This is a genomic window from Sphingomonas panacisoli, from assembly GCF_007859635.1.
Classification (GTDB): Bacteria; Pseudomonadota; Alphaproteobacteria; order Sphingomonadales; family Sphingomonadaceae; genus Sphingomonas; species Sphingomonas panacisoli.
On the sequence record NZ_CP042306.1, the window covers coordinates 1544767 to 1563132 of the forward strand.

General features: G+C 66.7%; 15 protein-coding genes. 11 read left to right on the forward strand and 4 right to left on the reverse strand.

Annotated elements, in window-relative coordinates; genetic code table 11:
* Positions 1-154 precede the first annotated feature (154 nt).
* A complete protein-coding gene (gene cysK, locus FPZ24_RS07895) occupies positions 155-1075 on the reverse strand; it encodes a cysteine synthase A (protein ID WP_146570828.1) in 921 nt (306 codons plus the stop codon).
* Positions 1072-2352 carry an MFS transporter gene (locus FPZ24_RS07900; protein WP_146570830.1) on the reverse strand — a complete coding sequence of 427 codons (1281 nt, stop codon included), beginning with the start codon at positions 2350-2352 and terminating at the stop codon, positions 1072-1074. The genes cysK and FPZ24_RS07900 overlap by 4 nt, the downstream gene beginning before the upstream one ends.
* Before the next feature lie 152 nt (positions 2353-2504).
* Between FPZ24_RS07900 and pdhA the strand changes: the two genes are divergently transcribed.
* From pdhA to trxA, 11 genes are read left to right on the forward strand one after another with little or no spacing between them, the layout of a single operon-like run.
* A complete protein-coding gene (gene pdhA / locus FPZ24_RS07905; protein ID WP_146570832.1) occupies positions 2505-3554 on the forward strand; it encodes a pyruvate dehydrogenase (acetyl-transferring) E1 component subunit alpha in 1050 nt (349 codons plus the stop codon).
* Positions 3554-4960, forward strand: coding sequence for a pyruvate dehydrogenase complex E1 component subunit beta (locus FPZ24_RS07910; RefSeq protein ID WP_146570834.1), 1407 nt, complete (start codon positions 3554-3556; stop codon positions 4958-4960). The genes pdhA and FPZ24_RS07910 overlap by 1 nt, the downstream gene beginning before the upstream one ends.
* Positions 4961-5011: 51 nt before the next feature.
* Entirely contained in the window at positions 5012-7309 is a 2298-nt protein-coding gene (locus tag FPZ24_RS07915; RefSeq protein WP_240047663.1) for a sensor histidine kinase, read from the forward strand.
* A 17-nt stretch (positions 7310-7326) separates the two neighbouring features.
* On the forward strand, positions 7327-7608 hold the full coding sequence (locus FPZ24_RS07920) for a type II toxin-antitoxin system CcdA family antitoxin (RefSeq protein ID WP_338061678.1): 282 nt from the start codon (positions 7327-7329) through the stop codon (positions 7606-7608).
* 14 nt (positions 7609-7622) lie between these two features.
* The gene (locus FPZ24_RS07925) at positions 7623-7907 is read left to right on the forward strand and encodes a CcdB family protein (RefSeq protein WP_240047664.1); all 285 of its coding nucleotides are present in this window, start codon (positions 7623-7625) and stop codon (positions 7905-7907) included.
* Positions 7907-8347, forward strand: coding sequence for a tRNA (adenosine(37)-N6)-threonylcarbamoyltransferase complex ATPase subunit type 1 TsaE (gene tsaE / locus FPZ24_RS07930; protein WP_146570840.1), 441 nt, complete (start codon positions 7907-7909; stop codon positions 8345-8347). Before FPZ24_RS07925 ends, tsaE begins: the two co-directional genes overlap by 1 nt.
* Positions 8344-9315, forward strand: a complete 972-nt coding sequence (locus FPZ24_RS07935; RefSeq protein ID WP_186729197.1) for an aminoglycoside phosphotransferase family protein — start codon at positions 8344-8346, stop codon at positions 9313-9315. The genes tsaE and FPZ24_RS07935 overlap by 4 nt, the downstream gene beginning before the upstream one ends.
* Positions 9312-10073 (forward strand): nucleotidyltransferase family protein, encoded by a 762-nt coding sequence (locus FPZ24_RS07940; protein ID WP_146570844.1) that lies wholly within the window; start codon positions 9312-9314, stop codon positions 10071-10073. The genes FPZ24_RS07935 and FPZ24_RS07940 overlap by 4 nt, the downstream gene beginning before the upstream one ends.
* A complete protein-coding gene (addB, locus tag FPZ24_RS07945; RefSeq protein ID WP_146570846.1) occupies positions 10066-13029 on the forward strand; it encodes a double-strand break repair protein AddB in 2964 nt (987 codons plus the stop codon). The genes FPZ24_RS07940 and addB overlap by 8 nt, the downstream gene beginning before the upstream one ends.
* Positions 13022-16441: a double-strand break repair helicase AddA gene (gene addA, locus FPZ24_RS07950; protein ID WP_146570848.1), complete on the forward strand. Its 3420-nt coding sequence runs from the start codon at positions 13022-13024 to the stop codon at positions 16439-16441. Before addB ends, addA begins: the two co-directional genes overlap by 8 nt.
* A gap of 56 nt (positions 16442-16497) precedes the next feature.
* A complete protein-coding gene (trxA, locus tag FPZ24_RS07955) occupies positions 16498-16821 on the forward strand; it encodes a thioredoxin TrxA (protein WP_146570850.1) in 324 nt (107 codons plus the stop codon).
* Between the two features lie 9 nt (positions 16822-16830).
* Here the strand turns inward: trxA and FPZ24_RS07960 are convergent, their stop codons facing one another.
* Together FPZ24_RS07960 and FPZ24_RS07965 are read right to left on the reverse strand one after the other, a co-directional pair.
* Positions 16831-17829 (reverse strand): acyl-CoA desaturase, encoded by a 999-nt coding sequence (locus FPZ24_RS07960; protein ID WP_146570852.1) that lies wholly within the window; start codon positions 17827-17829, stop codon positions 16831-16833.
* Positions 17826-18359 (reverse strand): hypothetical protein, encoded by a 534-nt coding sequence (locus FPZ24_RS07965; protein ID WP_146570854.1) that lies wholly within the window; start codon positions 18357-18359, stop codon positions 17826-17828. Before FPZ24_RS07965 ends, FPZ24_RS07960 begins: the two co-directional genes overlap by 4 nt.
* Between the last annotated feature and the right edge of the window lie 7 nt (positions 18360-18366).

Genomic DNA, 18366 nt, shown 5'->3' on the forward strand with positions numbered 1-18366 from the left:
CAGCAACGCGCGCACGCGCCCTTAGCGCAACGGACGCGTGATGCCAAAAACCGTTCCAACCGTAAAACGATCCGTCATCCCAGCGAAAGCTGGGATCTCATGCGATTGCGCAATCGGCTGAGACCCCAGCTTTCGCTGGGGTGACGATCTCAGGTCAGCTTTCGGGTAGGAAGTCCGGCACCGACAAATAGCGTTCGCCGGTATCGTAATTGAAGCCCAGCACGCGCGCGCCGTCCGGCAGATCGGGCAGTTTTTGCAGGATCGCGGCGAGCGTCGCGCCAGAACTGATCCCGACCAGCATGCCTTCCTCGGTCGCGGCGCGGCGCGCCATGTCCTTGGCAACGCCGGCATCGACCTTGATCACCCCGTCGAGCGCCTGGGTATGTAGGTTGGCGGGAATAAACCCGGCGCCGATACCCTGAATCGGGTGCGGACCGGGCTGGCCGCCCGAAATGACGGGTGACAGCTCGGGCTCGACCGCGAACACCTTCAAGTTCGGCCAGCTCTTCTTCAGCGTCTCCGCGACGCCGGTGATGTGCCCGCCGGTACCGACGCCGGTGATCAGCACGTCGATCGGCGAATCGGCGAAGTCCTTCAGGATTTCCTGCGCCGTCGTACGATGATGCACGTCGATGTTCGCAGGATTTTCGAACTGTTGCGGCATCCAGGAATTGGGCGTCGCCTCGATCAGTTCGAGTGCACGCTCGATCGCGCCCTTCATACCCTTTTCGCGCGGTGTCAGGTCGAACGTCGCGCCATAGGCCAGCATCAGCCGGCGGCGTTCGATCGACATGCTCTCCGGCATGACCAGGATCAGCTTGTAACCCTTGACCGCGGCGACCATCGCCAGGCCGACGCCCGTATTGCCGCTGGTCGGCTCGATGATCGTACCGCCGGGCTTGAGCTTGCCGTCGCGCTCGGCCGCTTCCACCATCGCCAGCGCGATACGGTCCTTGATCGACCCGCCGGGGTTGGACCGCTCGGACTTGATCCACACTTCGGCATCGGGGAACAGCTTCGACACACGAATGTGCGGGGTGTTGCCGATCGTTTCCAGGATGGTGTTGGCCTTCATGGCTGCGTGACTCCTTTGTCCGGCGTGAGATCGACGATTTCGGGTGGGTCGAAGGTCTTTGCAAGTCTGAGTTCGGGGAACAGGCGCGACCAGGCCAGCGTGATGACGATCGCGGCGATGCCGCCGAAGGCCACCGCGCCGACAGGACCGAGCAGCGACGCCATCAGCCCGGTTTCCGCCTCGCCGAGTTCGTTGGAGGCTGAAATCGTCAGCTGGCTGACGGCGCCGACGCGGCCGCGCATCGAATCGGGGGTGTGGAGCTGAATCAGCGACGAGCGGACATAGACCGACACCATGTCCGCCGCGCCCGCGACGGCCAGCGCCGCCACGCTCAAGGGGAACCAGGTCGAGAAGCCGAAGGTCAAAATCGCGCCGGCGAAGATCAGCACCGCGATCAGCATCTTGACCCCGACGTTCGACTTCATCGGCCGGATCGAGAACCAGATCGACCCCGCCGACGCACCGATCCCCATGCCGGCGGCGAGCAGACCGAGCCCGCTCGCGCCGACGTGCAGGATGTCGCGGGCATAGACCGGCAGCAGCGCCGTCGCCCCGGCCAGCAGCACCACGAACAGGTCGAGCGTGATCGCCGCCAGCACCAGCCGGTTGTCGCGCACATAGGCAAAGCCGTCGGCGATCCGCTGCAACGGGTGGCGGTCCTTTTGCGCGGGCGGCTGCGGCACCTTGCCGATCAGGAAGATCGTGCCGAGCGCGACCAGCAGCATCGCCGCGATCGTGCCGTACGCGAAATCGGGATGCAGCGCGTAGAGCACGCCGCCCAGGCTTGGGCCGGCGATGGTCCCGGTCTGCCAGGCGATCGACGATACCGCGATCGCGGTCGGTAAGCTCTCGCGCGGCACGAGGTTCGGCGCGAGCGCGCCATACGCCGGGCCGGAGAACGCGCGAACGACGCCGACGACTGCGGCCGCGGCAAACAGCGCGGGCAGGCCGAGCGCGCCGGCACTGGTCAGAAACCCGAGCAGCATCGCGTTCAAGGCAAGCACCGTGGTCGTGATCCGCACGATCCAGCGGCGATCGAACGTATCGGCGGCTAGCCCCACCACCGGGGTCAGCACGAACAGCGGCACGAATTGCACCAGCCCGATCATGCCGAGCATGAACGCGGCTTGCTTGATGTCCATGGTCTGGCGGGCGAGGCCGTAGACTTGCCAGCCGATCACCATGCCCTGCGCACTGACCGCGATCGTGCCGAGGAAGCGCGACACCCAATACGCGCGGAAATTGGCGATGCGTAAGGGGTGGTCGGCGGGGAGCATTACGGCTGCCTTAGGCGGTGGACGTCGCTTTGGGCAACCATGGCAAAGCTTCGCGGGGGAATTGATCGCCTATGCCGCAGCGCAAGATTGAAACCCGCCGCGCTCCCGGCCTATAGGCGCGCCATCTCCCCTTACGGAAACGAGGTTTCCCCTTGGCCAAAGCTCCCGCCAAAAAAGCATCCGCGCCGCCGGCGACCCCCAACCGCGAGCGACCCGACGAGCCGCAACCGTACAAGGCGTCGAAGGCCGAACTGCTCGATTTCTACAAGCAGATGCTGCTGATCCGCCGGTTCGAGGAAAAGGCCGGCCAGCTGTACGGGCTCGGCTTCATCGGCGGGTTCTGCCACCTGTATATCGGCCAGGAAGCGGTCGCGGTTGGGCTGCAGTCGGCGCTCGACGGCGAGAAGGACTCGGTGATCACCGGCTATCGCGATCACGGCCACATGCTGGCCTATGGCATCGACCCCAAGGTCATCATGGCCGAGCTGACCGGCCGCGCCGCCGGCATTTCGAAGGGCAAGGGCGGGTCGATGCACATGTTCTCGACCGAGAAGAAGTTCTACGGCGGGCACGGTATCGTCGGCGCGCAGGTATCGCTGGGCACCGGCCTGGCATTCAATCACAAGTACAGCGAAGATGGCGGCGTCTGCCTCGCTTATTTCGGCGACGGCGCGTCGAACCAGGGCCAGGTCTACGAATCGTTCAACATGGCCGAGCTGTGGAAGCTGCCGATTATCTACGTGATCGAGAACAACCAGTATGCGATGGGCACCAGCGTCAACCGCGCCTCGTCCGAGGACCAGCTTTACCGCCGTGGTGAGTCGTTCCGCATCCCCGGCATCCAGGTCGACGGCATGGATGTGCTGGCGTGCCGCGGCGCCGCCGAGGAAGCGCTTGCGTGGGTGCGCGCGGGCAAGGGACCGCTGATCCTCGAGATGAAGACCTATCGCTATCGCGGTCACTCGATGTCCGACCCCGCCAAATATCGCAGCCGGGACGAGGTGCAGGCGGTCCGCGACAAGTCCGACCCGATCGAGCATGCCAAAAAGTTGCTCGAGGAGATGGGCGTCAAGGAAGACGAACTGAAGGCCGTCGAGCAGGAAATCCGCAAGCAGGTCAACGAAGCGGCTGACTTCGCCGAACAGACGCCCGAGCCGGAACCCGGCGAGCTGTATACCGACGTGCTGGTGGAGTCGTACTGATGCCGATCGAGATCAAGATGCCGGCGCTGTCGCCCACGATGGAAGAGGGCACGCTCGCCAAGTGGCTCGTCAAGGAAGGCGACACGGTCAAGTCCGGCGACATCATGGCCGAGATCGAAACCGATAAGGCGACGATGGAGTTCGAAGCGGTCGACGAAGGCACGATCGCCCAGATCGTCGTGGCCGAGGGTACCGATAACGTGAAGGTCGGCGCGATCATCGCGGTGCTGGCCGCCGAGGGTGAGGACGCCTCCGCGCCGGCGCCCGCCAAGGTCGAGAAGGCCGAGGAACCCGAGGTCAAGGAACAGGCCGCCGAGAGCGGCACGCCCGAGCCGCACAAAGTGGAGACCGGTGCGCGGCAGATGTTCGAAGCCGCCAAGCACGACGCCGAAGTCGCCGACCCGGCGATCCCGGCTGGGACCGAGATGGTCAAGACGACCGTCCGCGAGGCGCTGCGCGACGCGATGGCGGAGGAGATGCGCAAGGACCCGCGCGTCTTCGTGATGGGCGAAGAGGTCGCGCAATATCAGGGCGCCTATAAGGTGACGCAGGGCCTGCTCGACGAATTCGGCGAGAAGCGCGTGATCGACACGCCGATCACCGAATATGGCTTTGCCGGTGTCGGCACGGGCGCGGCGATGGGTGGTCTCCGCCCGATCGTCGAGTTCATGACGTTCAACTTCGCGATGCAGGCGATCGACCACATCATCAATTCGGCGGCCAAGACCAACTACATGTCGGGCGGCCAGATGCGCTGCCCGATCGTGTTCCGCGGTCCCAACGGCGCCGCGAGCCGGGTCGGCGCTCAGCATTCGCAGAATTACGGTCCCTGGTATGCCAGCGTCCCCGGCCTGATCGTGATCGCGCCTTATGACGCTGCGGACGCCAAGGGCCTGATGAAGGCCGCGATCCGCACCGAGGACCCGGTCGTCTTCCTCGAAAACGAACTGCTCTATGGCCGCAGCTTCGACGTGCCGGCGCTCGACGATTACGTCCTGCCGATCGGCAAGGCGCGGATCATGCGCGAGGGCAAGGACGTCACGATCGTCAGCTATTCGATCGGCGTCGGGGTCAGTCTGGAGGCTGCGGACGAACTGGCCAAGGAAGGGATCGAGGCCGAAGTCATCGATCTGCGCACCCTGCGCCCGCTCGACAAGGCGACGGTGCTGAAGTCGCTCGCCAAGACCAACCGTATCGTCGTCGCCGAGGAAGGTTGGCCGACCTGCTCGATCGCTTCGGAAGTCGCGGCGTTCGTGATGGAGGACGGGTTCGACGATCTCGACGCGCCGGTACTGCGCGTCACCGACGAGGACGTGCCGCTGCCATATGCGGCGAACCTTGAGAAACTCGCGCTGCTTTCCGCGGACAAGGTGGTGAGCACCGTCAAGAAGGTGTGCTACCGCTGATCCGAACAGAGTTCGGATAAGGAGGCGGCGCTGACCACGAGCGCGCTAGGGTTGGTTGGAGCGGCACTTGCGCTGGCGATCGTCGGCGCGTGCTGGGTGCTCTATGCCGGCCTGCGCGCCAAAGCCGCGGCGGGCGCGACCGCGGCGGACAACGACAAGCTCTCGGCATTGCTGGGGTCGGCCCCGGCGCTGGCGATGGTCGTGCATCCTGACGGTCGGCTCGAACTGCCCGACCGGCTGGCGGATTGGATCGGCCTGTCGCCGCCGCCGCGTTTTCTCGCCGATATGGTAACGCCGGGAGCCGGGCTGACGAGCGAGGATGCGGTGACGCTCAACGACGCCGTCACCGCGGCGCAGAAAGCGGGCGAGCCGTTCGCGCTGGCGATCCGGCCGCAGGGATCGTCGCGTACGCTGACCGTGCAGGGGCAACGCGCGGCAGGCGGCGTGGTCGTGTGGTTCTTCGACGCGACCGAAAGCCAGGCGCGGATCGGCGAACTGCTCGGCCAGACCGCGCAGCTGACCGATGCCTTCGGCGCGCTCAAGGGGCTGATCGAAGCGGCGCCGCTACCGATGTGGTATCGCGGCCCCGACCTCCGTCTGGCGATGGTCAATTCGGCCTATGTCCGCGCGGTCGAGGGGCGGGATGCGCGCGACGTCGTGGGGCGCGGGATCGAGTTGATCGAGGGGTCGGGCGTCGGCGGGCCGCTCGCCAATGCCGGTCGTGCACGCGACACCGACCGGCCGTCGATCGCCAACGCGCCCGCGACGATCGAGGGTGCGCGCAAGATGCTGCGGATCCACGACGTGCCGCTGCCGACGCCTCCGGGCGGTGTCGCGGGATTCGCCATCGATATCGAGGAGCTCGAACAGGCGCGCGGCGGGATCAAGCGCTTCGCCGATGCACAGCGCGCCATGCTGGATCGCTTGTCCGCAGGCGTCGCGCAATTCGCCGCCGACCGCACGCTGACCTTCTGCAACGAACCGTTCATCCGCATGTTCGCGATGCGCGGCGAATGGCTGGCCGACCGCCCCGAATTCGACCGCGTGCTCGAACGCATGCGCGAGGCCAAGCGTTTGCCCGAAGTGCGCGACTTCCCCGGCTGGAAGGCCGAGCGACGCGACTGGTTCCTGGCGGCGACGGGCACGATCGAGGAAAGCTGGACGCTGTCGGGCGGATCGCACTTGCGCGTGGTCGGACATCCGTTGCCCGACGGCGGGCTCCTGCTGATCTTCGAGGATCGCACCGAACAGGTCCAACTCGCCAGCGCGCGCGACACGTTGCTGCGCGTGCGCACCGCGACGTTCGACAATCTGTTCGAAGCGATCGGTGTGTTCGCCGGCGACGGACGATTGCAGATCTGGAACAACCGCTTTCGCCAGATCTGGGGGTTCGACGAAGAATTTCTGGCGACCCACCCGCGCATCGACGCGCTGGTCGGCGAGCGGTCCGCAATGCTTGCCAGCCCGAGCCGGGCAAGCGTGATCGCCGAACTGGTGCGCTCGGCAGCGGTCGGCCGAACGCAGCGCGGCGGCCGCGTCGCGTTCGCCGATGGGCGTCACTACGAGTTTGCCGGCGTGCCGCTGCCCGACGGCAACGCGCTGTTCACGATGCTCGACATCTCCGACAGTCGGCGCGCCGAACAGGCGCTGCGCGATCGCAACGAAGCGCTCGAAGCCGCCGACCGCATCAAGACCGCGTTCGTCGCCAACATGAGTTACGAACTGCGCACGCCGCTGACCTCGATTCAGGGGTTCGCGGAAATGATGGGCGAGGGCTATGCCGGGAAATTGCCCAAACAGGCCGACGGCTATGTCGATGCGATCCTCGAATCCACCGCGCGGTTGGCCGCATTGGTCGACGACGTGCTCGACTTGGCCGAAAGCGAGCGCGAGATCGAACTGCAGGACGTCGATCTCGAAACCCTCGCCGCGGCCGCCGCCGAATCGGTCGCGCCGGCCGCCAAGCGCAAATCGATCGACTTCGCGATCGAGGTCGCGCCGTCGACCGGCATGGTCAAAGGCGACCCCAAGAAGCTGCGTGAGATGACCGAGCATTTGCTGCGCCACGCAGTCGCCGGAGTCGGGGAGAAAGGACGCGTGCTGCTCCACACCGACGGCGACGAGAAACGCGCGCGGATCGTGGTGTCGGACGACGGCGCCGGCATGGACGAGGCCGCGGTCGCGCGCGCGTTCGACCCCTTCGCCGAACCCGCCGTCCAGGACGACAGCCGCGCCCTCGGCCTCGGCCTGCCGCTCGCCAAGCAATTCGCCGAGGCGCATGGCGGGACGATCCAGTTACTGTCGGAGCCTGGAGCGGGGACGCTGATCACCGTCGAGCTGCCGCGATAGATTGCAAGACGCGGGTCATGCGCATATTGTTTGCGCATAAGGAGTGCGAGATGCCGTCTCTTCGTGAAAATCGCTCACCGTTCCGCCGGCCCACAAATGTCTCCCTTGACGCCAAATTGGTGGAAGAGGCGAAGGAACTCGGCATCAACGTTTCGCGCGCCAGCGAAGAAGGTGTTGCGCGCGAGGTGAAGGCGGAGCGCGAGCGCCGTTTCAGAGAAGAAAACCGTGAAGCGTTCGAGGATTGGAACAAATATGTCGAAGAGAACGGCTTGCCCCTTGAGCGTTTTCGTCATTTCTGATGGCGCGTTTGGACGTGTTCCGTCTCAAGGACAGCGATGAACTGCTGCTCGATTGCCAATCGGACGTTCTTTCAGATCTCGACACCCGGTTCGTCGTGCCGTTGTTGCCCGTTGCCGACCTGCCGCGCGCCATATCGAGGCTGAATCCGGTATTCGACATCGACGGCGAGCACCGGGTCATGGCGACTCAAGGCGCTGCGACGATTCCACGCCGGATGATCGGCGAGCGCATCAGGTCGCTTGTCGAACAGCATGATGTGGTGATCGCCGCCCTCGATATGTTGATCACTGGGTATTAATGCGGCTCGCGAGTCCCGCGGCGACCGAGAGTTTCGGTCGTCATTTGGCGGCCGCCGTCCATCCCGGCGACGTCATCACGCTCTCGGGTCCGCTTGGCGCGGGCAAGACGAGTATCGCGCGCGGGTTGCTCGCGGCGTTGGGGTTGGCCGAGGAAGCGCCGTCCCCAACCTTTGCGATCGTCCAGCCATATGCGCCGCCCGAGACCCGGATCCCGGTGATGCATGTGGATCTCTATCGGATCGACGAACCGCAGGAGATCGACGAACTCGGCCTCGACGAAGCGCAGGCTGATTCCGTCCTGCTCATCGAATGGCCCGAACGCGCACCCGGGCGTTGGCCGGAGGCGCTGGCGTTGAGCCTGGACTTCGCACCGGATGGCGGTCGCGTCTTGACAGTTCAGGTCCCCGCGGCATGGGAGGGGCGATGGCCCCTGACATGAATCCGCCGGCGGGCGCCGCCGCTTTCCTTGCAGGGTTAGGATGGGGCGATGCCGACGTTCTGCCGCTCGCGGGCGATGCGTCGTTCCGGCGCTATTTCCGCGTGGCCGACCATGGCCGCAGCGCGATCCTGATGGATGCGCCGCCGCCGCACGAGGATCCTCGGCCATTCATCGATGTCGCGCAATGGCTGACGACGCGCGGCTTTCCGGCACCGGCGATTATCGGCACCGATCTGACGCAGGGTCTTGTGCTGCTCGAGGACTTCGGCGACGCGCGAATGCGCGAGACGGTCGATGCCGCCCCCGAATCCCTGTTGCGGCTGTACGAGGCGGCGGTCGATATCCTGATCCGCCTGCGCGACGAACCGGCCGGGCCGTGGAAGCCGTACGATCGCAAAGAACTTCACCGCGAGGCCGATCTGCTGGTCGAATGGTATTGCCCCGCGGTCGGGCTCGACGTCAGCATGGATGAATATCACGCGGCGTGGGATGCGGTGTTCGAAACTGCGCTCGCGCCCGAGCCGGTGACGGTGCTGCGCGATTATCACGCCGAAAACCTGATGCTGATCGGCGGGACCGAGGCGCTCGGGCTGCTCGATTTCCAGGACGCGGCGGCGGGGCATCCAGCCTACGACCTCGTGTCTTTGCTGCAGGACGCGCGACGCGATGTCGAGCCGGCGATCGAGGCGGCGATGCTCGACCGCTATCGGCGTATCACCGGCGTCGGCGACGATTTCGATGCGGCCTATCACGTGCTCGGCGCGCAGCGGAACGCGAAGATCGTCGGCATCTTCACTCGGCTGTGGCAGCGCGACGGCAAACCGCGCTACCCGGCTCTCTGCCCGCGCGTGTGGCGCTATCTCAATGCCGACCTGCGGCATCCGGCGCTCGCGCCGGTCAAGGCGTGGTTCGACACCAACATCCCGCCCGACAAACGCGGCGACCCGATGGAGATTGCCGGCGCATGAAGCAGAAGCGCACGCTGGCGATCCGTCCCGACCCCGGCGGCGCGGTGCCGGAGACCGCAATGGTGATGGCGGCGGGACTCGGAAAGCGCATGCGCCCGCTGACCGCGACGCGACCGAAGCCGTTGATCCCGGTCGCGGGCAAGGCTTTGCTCGACCATGTGTTCGACCGGTTGCGTGCCGCGGGCATCAAACGCGCGGTGGTCAATGTGCACTATCTCGCCGACGCGCTCGAAGCTCATCTGAAGGCGCACGTGAAGGACATCGACATCATCGTGTCCGACGAGCGTGATCGGTTGATGGAAACCGGCGGCGGCCTGGTGAAAGCGCGCGAGATGATCGGCGACCAGCCGTTCCTGTGCGTCAATGCCGACAATCTGTGGATCGACGGGCCGGCCGATTCGATCAAGCTGCTGGCGGCGCGCTGGGACGATGCCGAGATGGACGCGCTGCTGCTGGTGGTCCCCTATGCCCGCGCGCACAACCATCCCGGGCGCGGCGACTTTCACCTCGACCCGCAAGGCAAGATCACCGGTCGCCGCAAGCCGGGCCGCGTCGCGCCGTTCGTCTATACCGGCGTCCAAATCCTGTCGCCGCGCGTCATCCGCGACTGGCCGGAGGGGCCGTTCTCGACGATGGTGTTCTGGGAGCGCGCGATCGAGGCGGGACGAGCCTACGCCTTCGTGCATCAGGGATTGTGGTTCGATGTCGGATCGCCGCCCGCCATCGCCAGGACCGAGGCTCTGCTGATCGATGCTTGAGCGCCTCGCGCTCTACACAATCCCTGCGCAGCGCGCGTTCGCGGACTCGCTCGTCGCGGGATTGATGAAGCGATACGGCGACGATCCGCTGCGGCTGGCGCGCGGGATCGTGCTGCTCCCCAACAATCGCGGCCGGCGCGCGGTGCAGGATGCGTTTGTGCGTGCGAGCGGCGGCGGGCTGTTGCTGCCGCGATTGGTGACGATCGGCGATCCGTCGCTCGACGAGGCGGCGGGGGCGATGCTCGATCCGGCCGATGGGGACACGCCGCTGCCGCCCGCGGTCGATCCGCTGGCCCGGCGGATGATCCTGGCGCGGCTGGTCGGGGAAGCGCGCCGGCGGGCGGGCGATCCGGTGACGGCGGACGAAGCGGTGCGGCTGGCCGGAGCGCTGGCGCGGACGCTCGATCAATTGCTGGTCGAAGAGGTCGATCCACGAAAACTCCGCGCGATCGAGCTGACCGAGGCGTTGTCCGAGCATTGGGATCGCGCGCGCGAAATGTTCGAGCTGGTGATCGAGCGGTGGCCGGCCGAACTGGCCCGGATCGGCGCGATCGACGCAGCGGATCGCCGTGCGCGGATGCTGCGGCGGCTGGCGGCGCGGTGGAAGGATGCGCCGCCGTCGGGGTTCGTTTGTGCGGCCGGCATCAGCGATCCGGCTCCGGCGGTCGCTGCCCTGCTGCGGTGCGTGGCCGGACTGGCCAATGGCACGGTGATCTTCCAGGATCTCGCGCTCGAAATGCCCGAGGAGGAGTGGGATGCGCTCGGACCGCACAAGCCCGACCCCGATACGGGCTCTCGCACGCGATCGGTCGAAACGCATCCGCAGTTCCAGCTGAAGCTGCTGCTCGACCGGATCGGCGCAGGGCGGGGCGAGGTGCGGCAATGGCCGGCGGGGTCGGACCATGATGCGTCGCTGGCGCGCGGACGAGCGATCGCCAACGCGCTGGCGCCGGCCGATTTTACGGGCAAGTGGACGACGCTCGACGCCGATCGGCGGCGGTTGGCGGGAATCCGCGCGGTCGAACTGGCGACGGTGGCGGACGAGGCCCAGGCGATCGCGTTGACGCTTCGTGAGGCGCTGGAGACGCCGGGCCGGACGGCGGCGCTGGTCACGCCCGACCGCGCGTTGGCCGAACGCGTCGCGGCGCATTGCGCACGCTGGGACATAGCGATCGACGACACCGCCGGCCGCCCGCTGGCGACGCGCGCGCCGGGCACGTTGCTGACCGTATTGGCGGAAGCCGCGGCGCAGGATTTCGCACCGCAGGCGTTGCTCGCGTTGCTCAAGCATCCGCTGGTGCAGAACGGCCCGCCGCGCACCTTATGGCTCGATGGCGTGCGGGCACTGGATCGGGCGCTGCGGGGGCCGCGCCCGGCGCCCGGTCTCAACGGAGTCGACGCGCATCTTCGGGAGGGTGACGAGCGCGAGGCCGATATCCGCGCCGCGGCGTTGCTGATCTGGCCCGATATCCGTTCACTACTCGAACCGATCGAAAAGTGTTTCGGCGGCGGTGAGCAGCCCTTGGCGGCGATGATCGCAGCGTTGCGCGAAACGGCGCAGGCGTTGTGCGGCGATATGCTGTGGGCGGGTCCGGCTGGTCGCGCGGCGGCGGAATTACTGGCGGATCTGGAAGTCGAAGCGGCTAATGGCCCGCCGACCGCCGATCCCGCCAGCGTCGCGCCGCTACTCCGCACACTGATGGAGGAAATCGCAGTACGGCCGCCGCAGGGCGGGCATCCGCGACTCGCGATCTACGGCTTGATCGAGGCGCGGCTGCAGACAGCCGACCTGATGATCCTCGGTGGGCTCAACGAAGGCACGTGGCCGGCGATCGCGCAACCCGATCCGTGGCTCGCGCCGCGCATCCGTGCCGAACTCGGCTTGCCGGGGTTGGAGCGCAATGTCGGCGTCGCCGCGCACGATTTCGCCAACGCGCTCGGCGCACCGCAAGTGTTGATCACCCGCGCGCGGCGCGACGGGCGTTCGCCGACTCTGGCGTCACGGTTCTGGCTACGGCTTGAGGCGTTGGCGGGAGAGCGGTTCGACTATGCGCCCGATCTGGCTGATTGGGCGATCGCGCTCGACGATCCCGGGGAACACATCCCCGCTGATCGCCCCGCGCCGAGCCCTGAAACCGTGGATCGCCCGCACCGCATTTCGGTGACCGAGGTCGATACGCTCAAGGCCGACCCCTTCGCTTTCTACGCGCGCAAGGTTCTCAAGGTATCGCCGATCGACCCGGTCGATGCCGACCCCAGCCCGGCATGGCGCGGCAATCAGGTCCACGCGATCCTGCAGGACTGGTTCGAACAGGATGGTGCCGCGCCGGACGCGCTCCGACCGCGCGTCGAGAAGTTGCTAAACGATCCGCGCACCCATCCGATGATCCGCGCGCTGTGGGGTCCGCGCTTGCGCGAGGCGATCGATTGGGTCGCGAGCGAGGTCGGGTCTCGCAGTGGCGAGCGGCATATCCTGGCGGTCGAAGGGCGCGGGGTGCTCGACCTGTTCGGGGTCGAACTCAACGGTCGCTTTGACCGGATCGACCGGCACGACGACGGCAGCCTGATCGTGGTCGACTACAAAACCGGCCAGCCGCCGAGCATCGCCGCGGTGCGCGAGGGGTTCAGCCTGCAGCTCGGCCTGCTCGGGCTGATTGCCGAACGCGGCAAATTCGCCGGCGTTACCGGCACCGCGACCGGGTTCGAATATTGGTCGCTCGCGCGCAATTACCGCACCGGTGGGTTCGGCTATGTCGAGAGTCCGTGCGATCCGAAGAAGCGCGATCCAATCCCCGCCGACGAATTCGTCGCCCGCGCCACGCGCAATTTCGAGAAAGCGGCGGGCAAATGGCTGACCGGCGCCGAGCCGTTCACCGCCAAGCTGCGCCCCGAATACGACAATTACGCCGACTACGATCAGCTGATGCGCCGCGACGAATGGTACGGCCGTGAGTAAGCTCGCGGGCAACCTCCCGCCGTTGGTCGCGGAACAGGCGCGGGCGAGCGATCCGCGCACCCATGTCTGGTTGGCGGCGTCGGCGGGGACGGGCAAGACTCAGGTGCTGGCGGCGCGCGTCTATCGACTGCTGCTGGGCGGCACCGATCCCGGCGCGATCCTGTGCCTAACCTTCACCAAAACTGGGGCCGCGGAGATGGCCGGGCGGATCAACGCGCGGCTGGCGGCGTGGGTGCGGATGAAAGAGACCGACCTCTTCAGCGACCTGCAGGCGCTGGGCGAGAAGGGCAGTCCGTCGCAGATCGCGCTCGCGCGTACTCTATTCGCCAAGGTGCTCGACGCGCCGGGCGGCGGGATCTGCATCCAGACGATCCATGGCTTCTGCCAGTCGCTGCTCGCGGCGTTTCCGGTCGAGGCCGGGCTTGTCCCGGGGTTCCGTCCGCTGGAGGCGCGCGAGGAAGCGCAATTGGCGCACGAAGCGCTCGCCGGAATGCTGGTCGACGCGGAGCGCGAGGGCCGTGTCGGGCCGACCGCGGCGATCGGTGCGCTGAGCAAGGCGCTGGGTGAGGGTGGGGCGGAAGGTTTCCTTCAGGCCTGCGCCAAGGCGCCTGATGCGCTGAATGCACTGCCGTCGGGCGAGGGCGTACAACCGTTCATCCGCCGCGCGCTCGACTTACCGACCGGTGATATCGAGGACGAGATCGCGCAAGGCTGCGCGGCGATCGACGAGGAAGGGTTGCGTGTCGTTCATGACTTCAATCTAGCTTGGGGCACAAAGGGCGGACTGGAGCGCGCCGGCCTGGTCCGCGACTGGCTCGAACTGTCGCCGGTCGAGCGCGTGGCCGGGCTGGAAACGCTGCACCGCGTCTGGGCCAAGGCCGACGGCGATATCCGGTCGTTCGTCAAAGGGCAGGCACCGCAGGATCCCGACTACCCGCCGACCGCGACGGCGTTCTACGACGAATGCGCCGCGTTGCTCGCGCTACGGACGCGTGCTGCTTATGCCGACTTGCTCGCGCAGGGACTGGTCGTCGGACGCGACTATGCCGAGGCGTATCGCGCTGCGAAGCGCCGCGCCGGCGCGGTCGATTTCGACGATTTGATCCGTGCGACCGTGGAACTGCTGGGACAGCCCGGCATGGGCGATTGGGTGCGCTACAAGCTCGACCAGGCGACCGACCATGTCCTGATCGACGAAGCACAAGACACCAATCTCAAGCAGTGGCAGATCGTCAACGCGGTGGTGGAAGATTTCTTCGCGGGCGCGGGCGCGAAGGACCGCAAGGTGCGGACCTTGTTCACCGTCGGCGACCACAAGCAGGCGATTTTCGGGTTCCAGGGCACCGACCCGATCTTCTTTAGCGCCGCCGAGCAATCGTTCCGCCAGCGTGCGGAGGTCGCGAGCGACCTGCCCGAAGTCGATCCGATTCCGTTCGAGCAACTGTCGCTGACCGCCTCGTTTCGCTCGACCGCGCCGATCCTGGAGTTCGTCGATGCGGCGATCGGGGTGCTGCCCGAGCCTGGCCTCGGCGCCGTCAACCTGGAGAAGCACGCCAGCAAGGTCGCCGGCGCCGGCCAAGTCAATCTTTGGTCGCCCACACTCGCCGATCAGGGCGACGACGAAGGCGAGGAGGGCTGGGTCGCCGATGCCGTCCGCACGCACGCCATGCGGATCGCGCGACAGGTGAGGGCGTGGATCGACGACGGCGTCATGCTGGAGAGCAAGGGGCGGCCGCTGCGGCCCGAGGACGTGATGATATTGGTCAAGCGGCGCGGCGAGCTCGCGTCCCTGATCGTCGCGCGGCTTTACGCCGAGGGCGTGCCGGTGGCGGGGGTCGATCGGCTGCGGCTTACGGCGCCGCTCGCGGTACAGGACCTGCTCGCCGCGATTCGCTTCGTGCTGCAACCGCGCGACGATCTCGCGCTCGCCAGTTTGCTGGTTTCGCCGTTGATCGGGTGGAGCCAGGACGAGCTGATGTACGCCGCGATGAAGCGACGCGGTGGGTTGTGGCAGCACCTTCAGGCGACGCAACCGCCCGAACGGCTCGATCCGCTCAACGCGATGCTGCGGCGAGCGGACTTCACGACGCCCTATGTGTTCCTCGAGGAACTGCTGACCGGCACCCTCGATGGACGGCGAAAGTTGCTTCGGCGACTCGGGCAAGAAGCGCGCGATCCGATCGACGAATTGCTCAACGCTGCACTCGAGTTCGAACGCGTCGCGATCCCGTCGCTGCAACGCTTCCTCGACTGGTTCGATCGCGGCGATGTCGAGATCGTGCGCGATCCCTCGGCGCCGCTCGATGCCGTGCGCGTCATGACCGCGCATGGCGCCAAGGGATTGCAGGCGCCGCTCGTGATCCTGGCCGATGCCACCGCCGATCCCGAATCGCGGCCGCGATCGACGATGGAATGGGAAGTGGCGGAGAGCGTAAAATTGCCGATCTTCCGGCCCAAGAAGGATCAGCGATCGGGCCTGCTGGCGGAGGCGATCGACGAGGCTGACCGGCGCGAACTCGCCGAGCATTGGCGGCTGTTCTACGTCGCCGCGACGCGGGCGGAGGAACGGTTGGAGATTGCCGGGGCGCTCGGCCCACGCGCCAATGGCGTGCCGTCGGACAATAGCTGGTATGCCGTTGCCGACGCCGCGTTGACGACGCTCGGGGCTGGCGAAACGGCGACGGCGCGGCGATCGTTCGCGGGTGTCGAGCCACAGCTTCCGGCCGCGCTCTCATCCAGGGCGGAGACCGCCGTCGCACGCGTCGATCTCCCGACATGGGCGCGCCAACCAGCGCCGCAGGAGGCGCGTCCGCCCCGGCCGCTCGCCCCGTCGTCGATCGGCGAGGACGACGTACCCGATCCGCCGCCGACGCCGGCGATGCGCACCGCCGCCGAGCGCGGGCGGTTGATCCACGCGCTGTTCGAGCGCTTGCCGGCGGTCGCGCCGGATGTACGCACGGTCGCCGCCGACAGATGGCTGGCCACGGTGGGCGGCATCACCGATTCCGAAGTCCGAGCGGACATGACCGCGACCGTTTGCAACATCATTGCCGATCCCGCCCATGCGGCGCTGTTCGGCCCCGACTCGCTGGGCGAAGCGCCGATCTCCGCGGTGCTGCGTAGCGGTCACGTCATCGCCGGCACCGTCGATCGCTTGCTAGTCGAGCCGGATCGCGTCCGCGTGGTCGATTTCAAGACCGGCCGCCGCGTGCCGTTGTCGCTCGAAGAGGTGCCGGAATTCCACCTGCGCCAGATGTCCGCTTATGCCGAGGCGCTGCGGGTGATCTTTCCCGGTCGCGCGATCGAGGCGGCGTTGCTCTACACGGCCAGCCCGCGCCTGTTCGACCTGCCGCCGGACTTGCTCGGCGCGCACAAGCCGCGCTTGGCCACGACGGAGCAAAGCTTGGCGTAAGGTCGTTGAGCAACGCGACCGCCGATACTACATTCAGCCGCGAAGGAGATTCCCCGATGGGTACCGTGGCGATTACCGACGACAGCTTTCAGAACGACGTGCTCAATGCCGACAAGCCGGTGCTGGTCGATTTCTGGGCCGAATGGTGCGGCCCGTGCAAGATGATCGGTCCGAGCCTGGAAGAGATTGCTGACGAACTGGGCGACCAAGTGACGATCGCGAAGCTCAACATCGACGATCATCCCGATGCGCCGGCCAAGTATGGCGTGCGCGGGATCCCGACGATGATCCTGTTCAAGGGCGGCGCGCCCGCCGCGACCAAGGTCGGCGCCGAGCCCAAGGGCCGGATCAAGGCGTGGCTCGAGGGCGAGCTCGCGTAAGACCGGCTATCAACCCTGATCGTCTGTCCCGGCCTGGCGATGTGAAAGCTCGCTTTGGCCGGGCGCAGCGACGCTGAGGGCGCGCGCGGTGAGCGGTGTGATCCCTGGTCGCGGCGGCAAGTGCGCTGGTATGTTGACGTTGCGCGCTAGACTTAGCAGCTCTAGCAATTGGATGAAACGGTAGCCGAGGTCGATCTGGCCGGGGTAGAGTCCGTGCCGTGCCGAGGCCGGAAAGGCGTGGTGGTTGCTGTGCCAGCTTTCGCCCATCGTCGGGATCGCCAGTAGCGGCACGTTGTATGCCTGGATCACGGCGCCATCCACTGTCCAGTCCTGTGGCCCCCGCGTGTGGGCGAAATGGGAAATGAACCAGTGCATCGTGGTGCAGGCGGCGACGCGCACGCAGATGCCCCAGATTACCCACGGCCAGCCGCCGATCGCGTAAAGGATGATCGCGATCGGGAGTTGCTGCCACATCCAGTAGCGGTCGAGGAAGCGGTAAAAGCGATCGTCCGCGATACCGGGGCCGGGATCGAAGCCGGGCGGTGCTGCCAGCTCGAGCCGGAAGTTGAGGTAATAGAACCCGTCGACCAGTAGCGGCTTGGCGTGACGCAGAAACCAGTGGCAATCCGGCTGACGCTGCGCCCAGTCACGACTGTCGTGCAGGCGGATGGTCCAGATCGGCCCGCCCATGCCCACAGCCGTCCCGAACCAGACCAGGACGCGTTCCAGCCATTTCGGGCAGTCGAAGCTGCGATGGATCAGCCGACGATGAAAACCGACCGAGTGGCCGGCGCACAAACTTACGCCCGCTGTCACCAGGAATACCGCGAACGCGCTCCAGCTGAACGTTAGCGGTCCTAAGATCAGCGCCGCGCCGAGCATGGTCATGTTCCAGATCGATCGCGCGGCGTCCCATCGCACCGTCCCCACGACCGCATCGGCCTTGTCGAGCCCGGTCAGCGAATTGACCTTGAACGCGCCATTGGCCGCACCGCCTGCTTCGCTCATCTCTTCGTCCTTGTGCCGATTGTCCTGTCAAGAAAGCGGGCCGTGCGACCGCCGAGCCCGATCAGCCGACGCGCGGTCGTGGCCGAGATGAATCGGCTCCCCGCGTCGATCGCGGCGATGTCTTCCACCAACGCAAACAGTTGACCTGCCTGGCGCCGCACGACGGTGTTGTCGGTGCCGCCCTCGCGCTGCCAGCGGTCGATCACGGGTCGCGCGGCGGCGAGCTCTTGTGCGCGCCGCGTTTCGAGCGATTTCAGCATCAACAGCCAGGGGTCCGTGCCCGTCCGCCAGCCGCCGACCTGCCGTTCGGCTTGGCCTTGAGACCTCAACCAATCGAGAGCTTCCCGCGTTCGATCGGAGGTCAGCCTGAGCGCTTCGCCGATCTCGGGCTCGGCAGCAGGACGATCGATCAGGAAGAGGCACGCATGAACGCGGCAGGCGTCGGCCGGTAATCCCCAGCGTGGCCCGACCTCCCCCAGCCAATCGACGATCTGCATCGCCGCAGGCGACAAGAGGGCGGGGTGGGTCATCGTACCG

Excerpts from the sequence above, each read along its gene's own strand:
- cysK (WP_146570828.1), bottom strand. The coding sequence starts at position 1,075 with ATGAAGGCCAACACCATCCTGGAAACGATCGGCAACACCCCGCACATT.
- FPZ24_RS07900 (WP_146570830.1), bottom strand. The coding sequence starts at position 2,352 with ATGCTCCCCGCCGACCACCCCTTACGCATCGCCAATTTCCGCGCGTAT.
- FPZ24_RS07910 (WP_146570834.1), top strand. The coding sequence starts at position 3,554 with ATGCCGATCGAGATCAAGATGCCGGCGCTGTCGCCCACGATGGAAGAG.
- FPZ24_RS07920 (WP_338061678.1), top strand. The coding sequence starts at position 7,327 with ATGCGCATATTGTTTGCGCATAAGGAGTGCGAGATGCCGTCTCTTCGT.
- tsaE (WP_146570840.1), top strand. The coding sequence starts at position 7,907 with ATGCGGCTCGCGAGTCCCGCGGCGACCGAGAGTTTCGGTCGTCATTTG.
- FPZ24_RS07935 (WP_186729197.1), top strand. The coding sequence starts at position 8,344 with ATGAATCCGCCGGCGGGCGCCGCCGCTTTCCTTGCAGGGTTAGGATGG.
- FPZ24_RS07940 (WP_146570844.1), top strand. The coding sequence starts at position 9,312 with ATGAAGCAGAAGCGCACGCTGGCGATCCGTCCCGACCCCGGCGGCGCG.
- addB (WP_146570846.1), top strand. The coding sequence starts at position 10,066 with ATGCTTGAGCGCCTCGCGCTCTACACAATCCCTGCGCAGCGCGCGTTC.
- trxA (WP_146570850.1), top strand. The coding sequence starts at position 16,498 with ATGGGTACCGTGGCGATTACCGACGACAGCTTTCAGAACGACGTGCTC.
- FPZ24_RS07960 (WP_146570852.1), bottom strand. The coding sequence starts at position 17,829 with ATGAGCGAAGCAGGCGGTGCGGCCAATGGCGCGTTCAAGGTCAATTCG.
- FPZ24_RS07965 (WP_146570854.1), bottom strand. The coding sequence starts at position 18,359 with ATGACCCACCCCGCCCTCTTGTCGCCTGCGGCGATGCAGATCGTCGAT.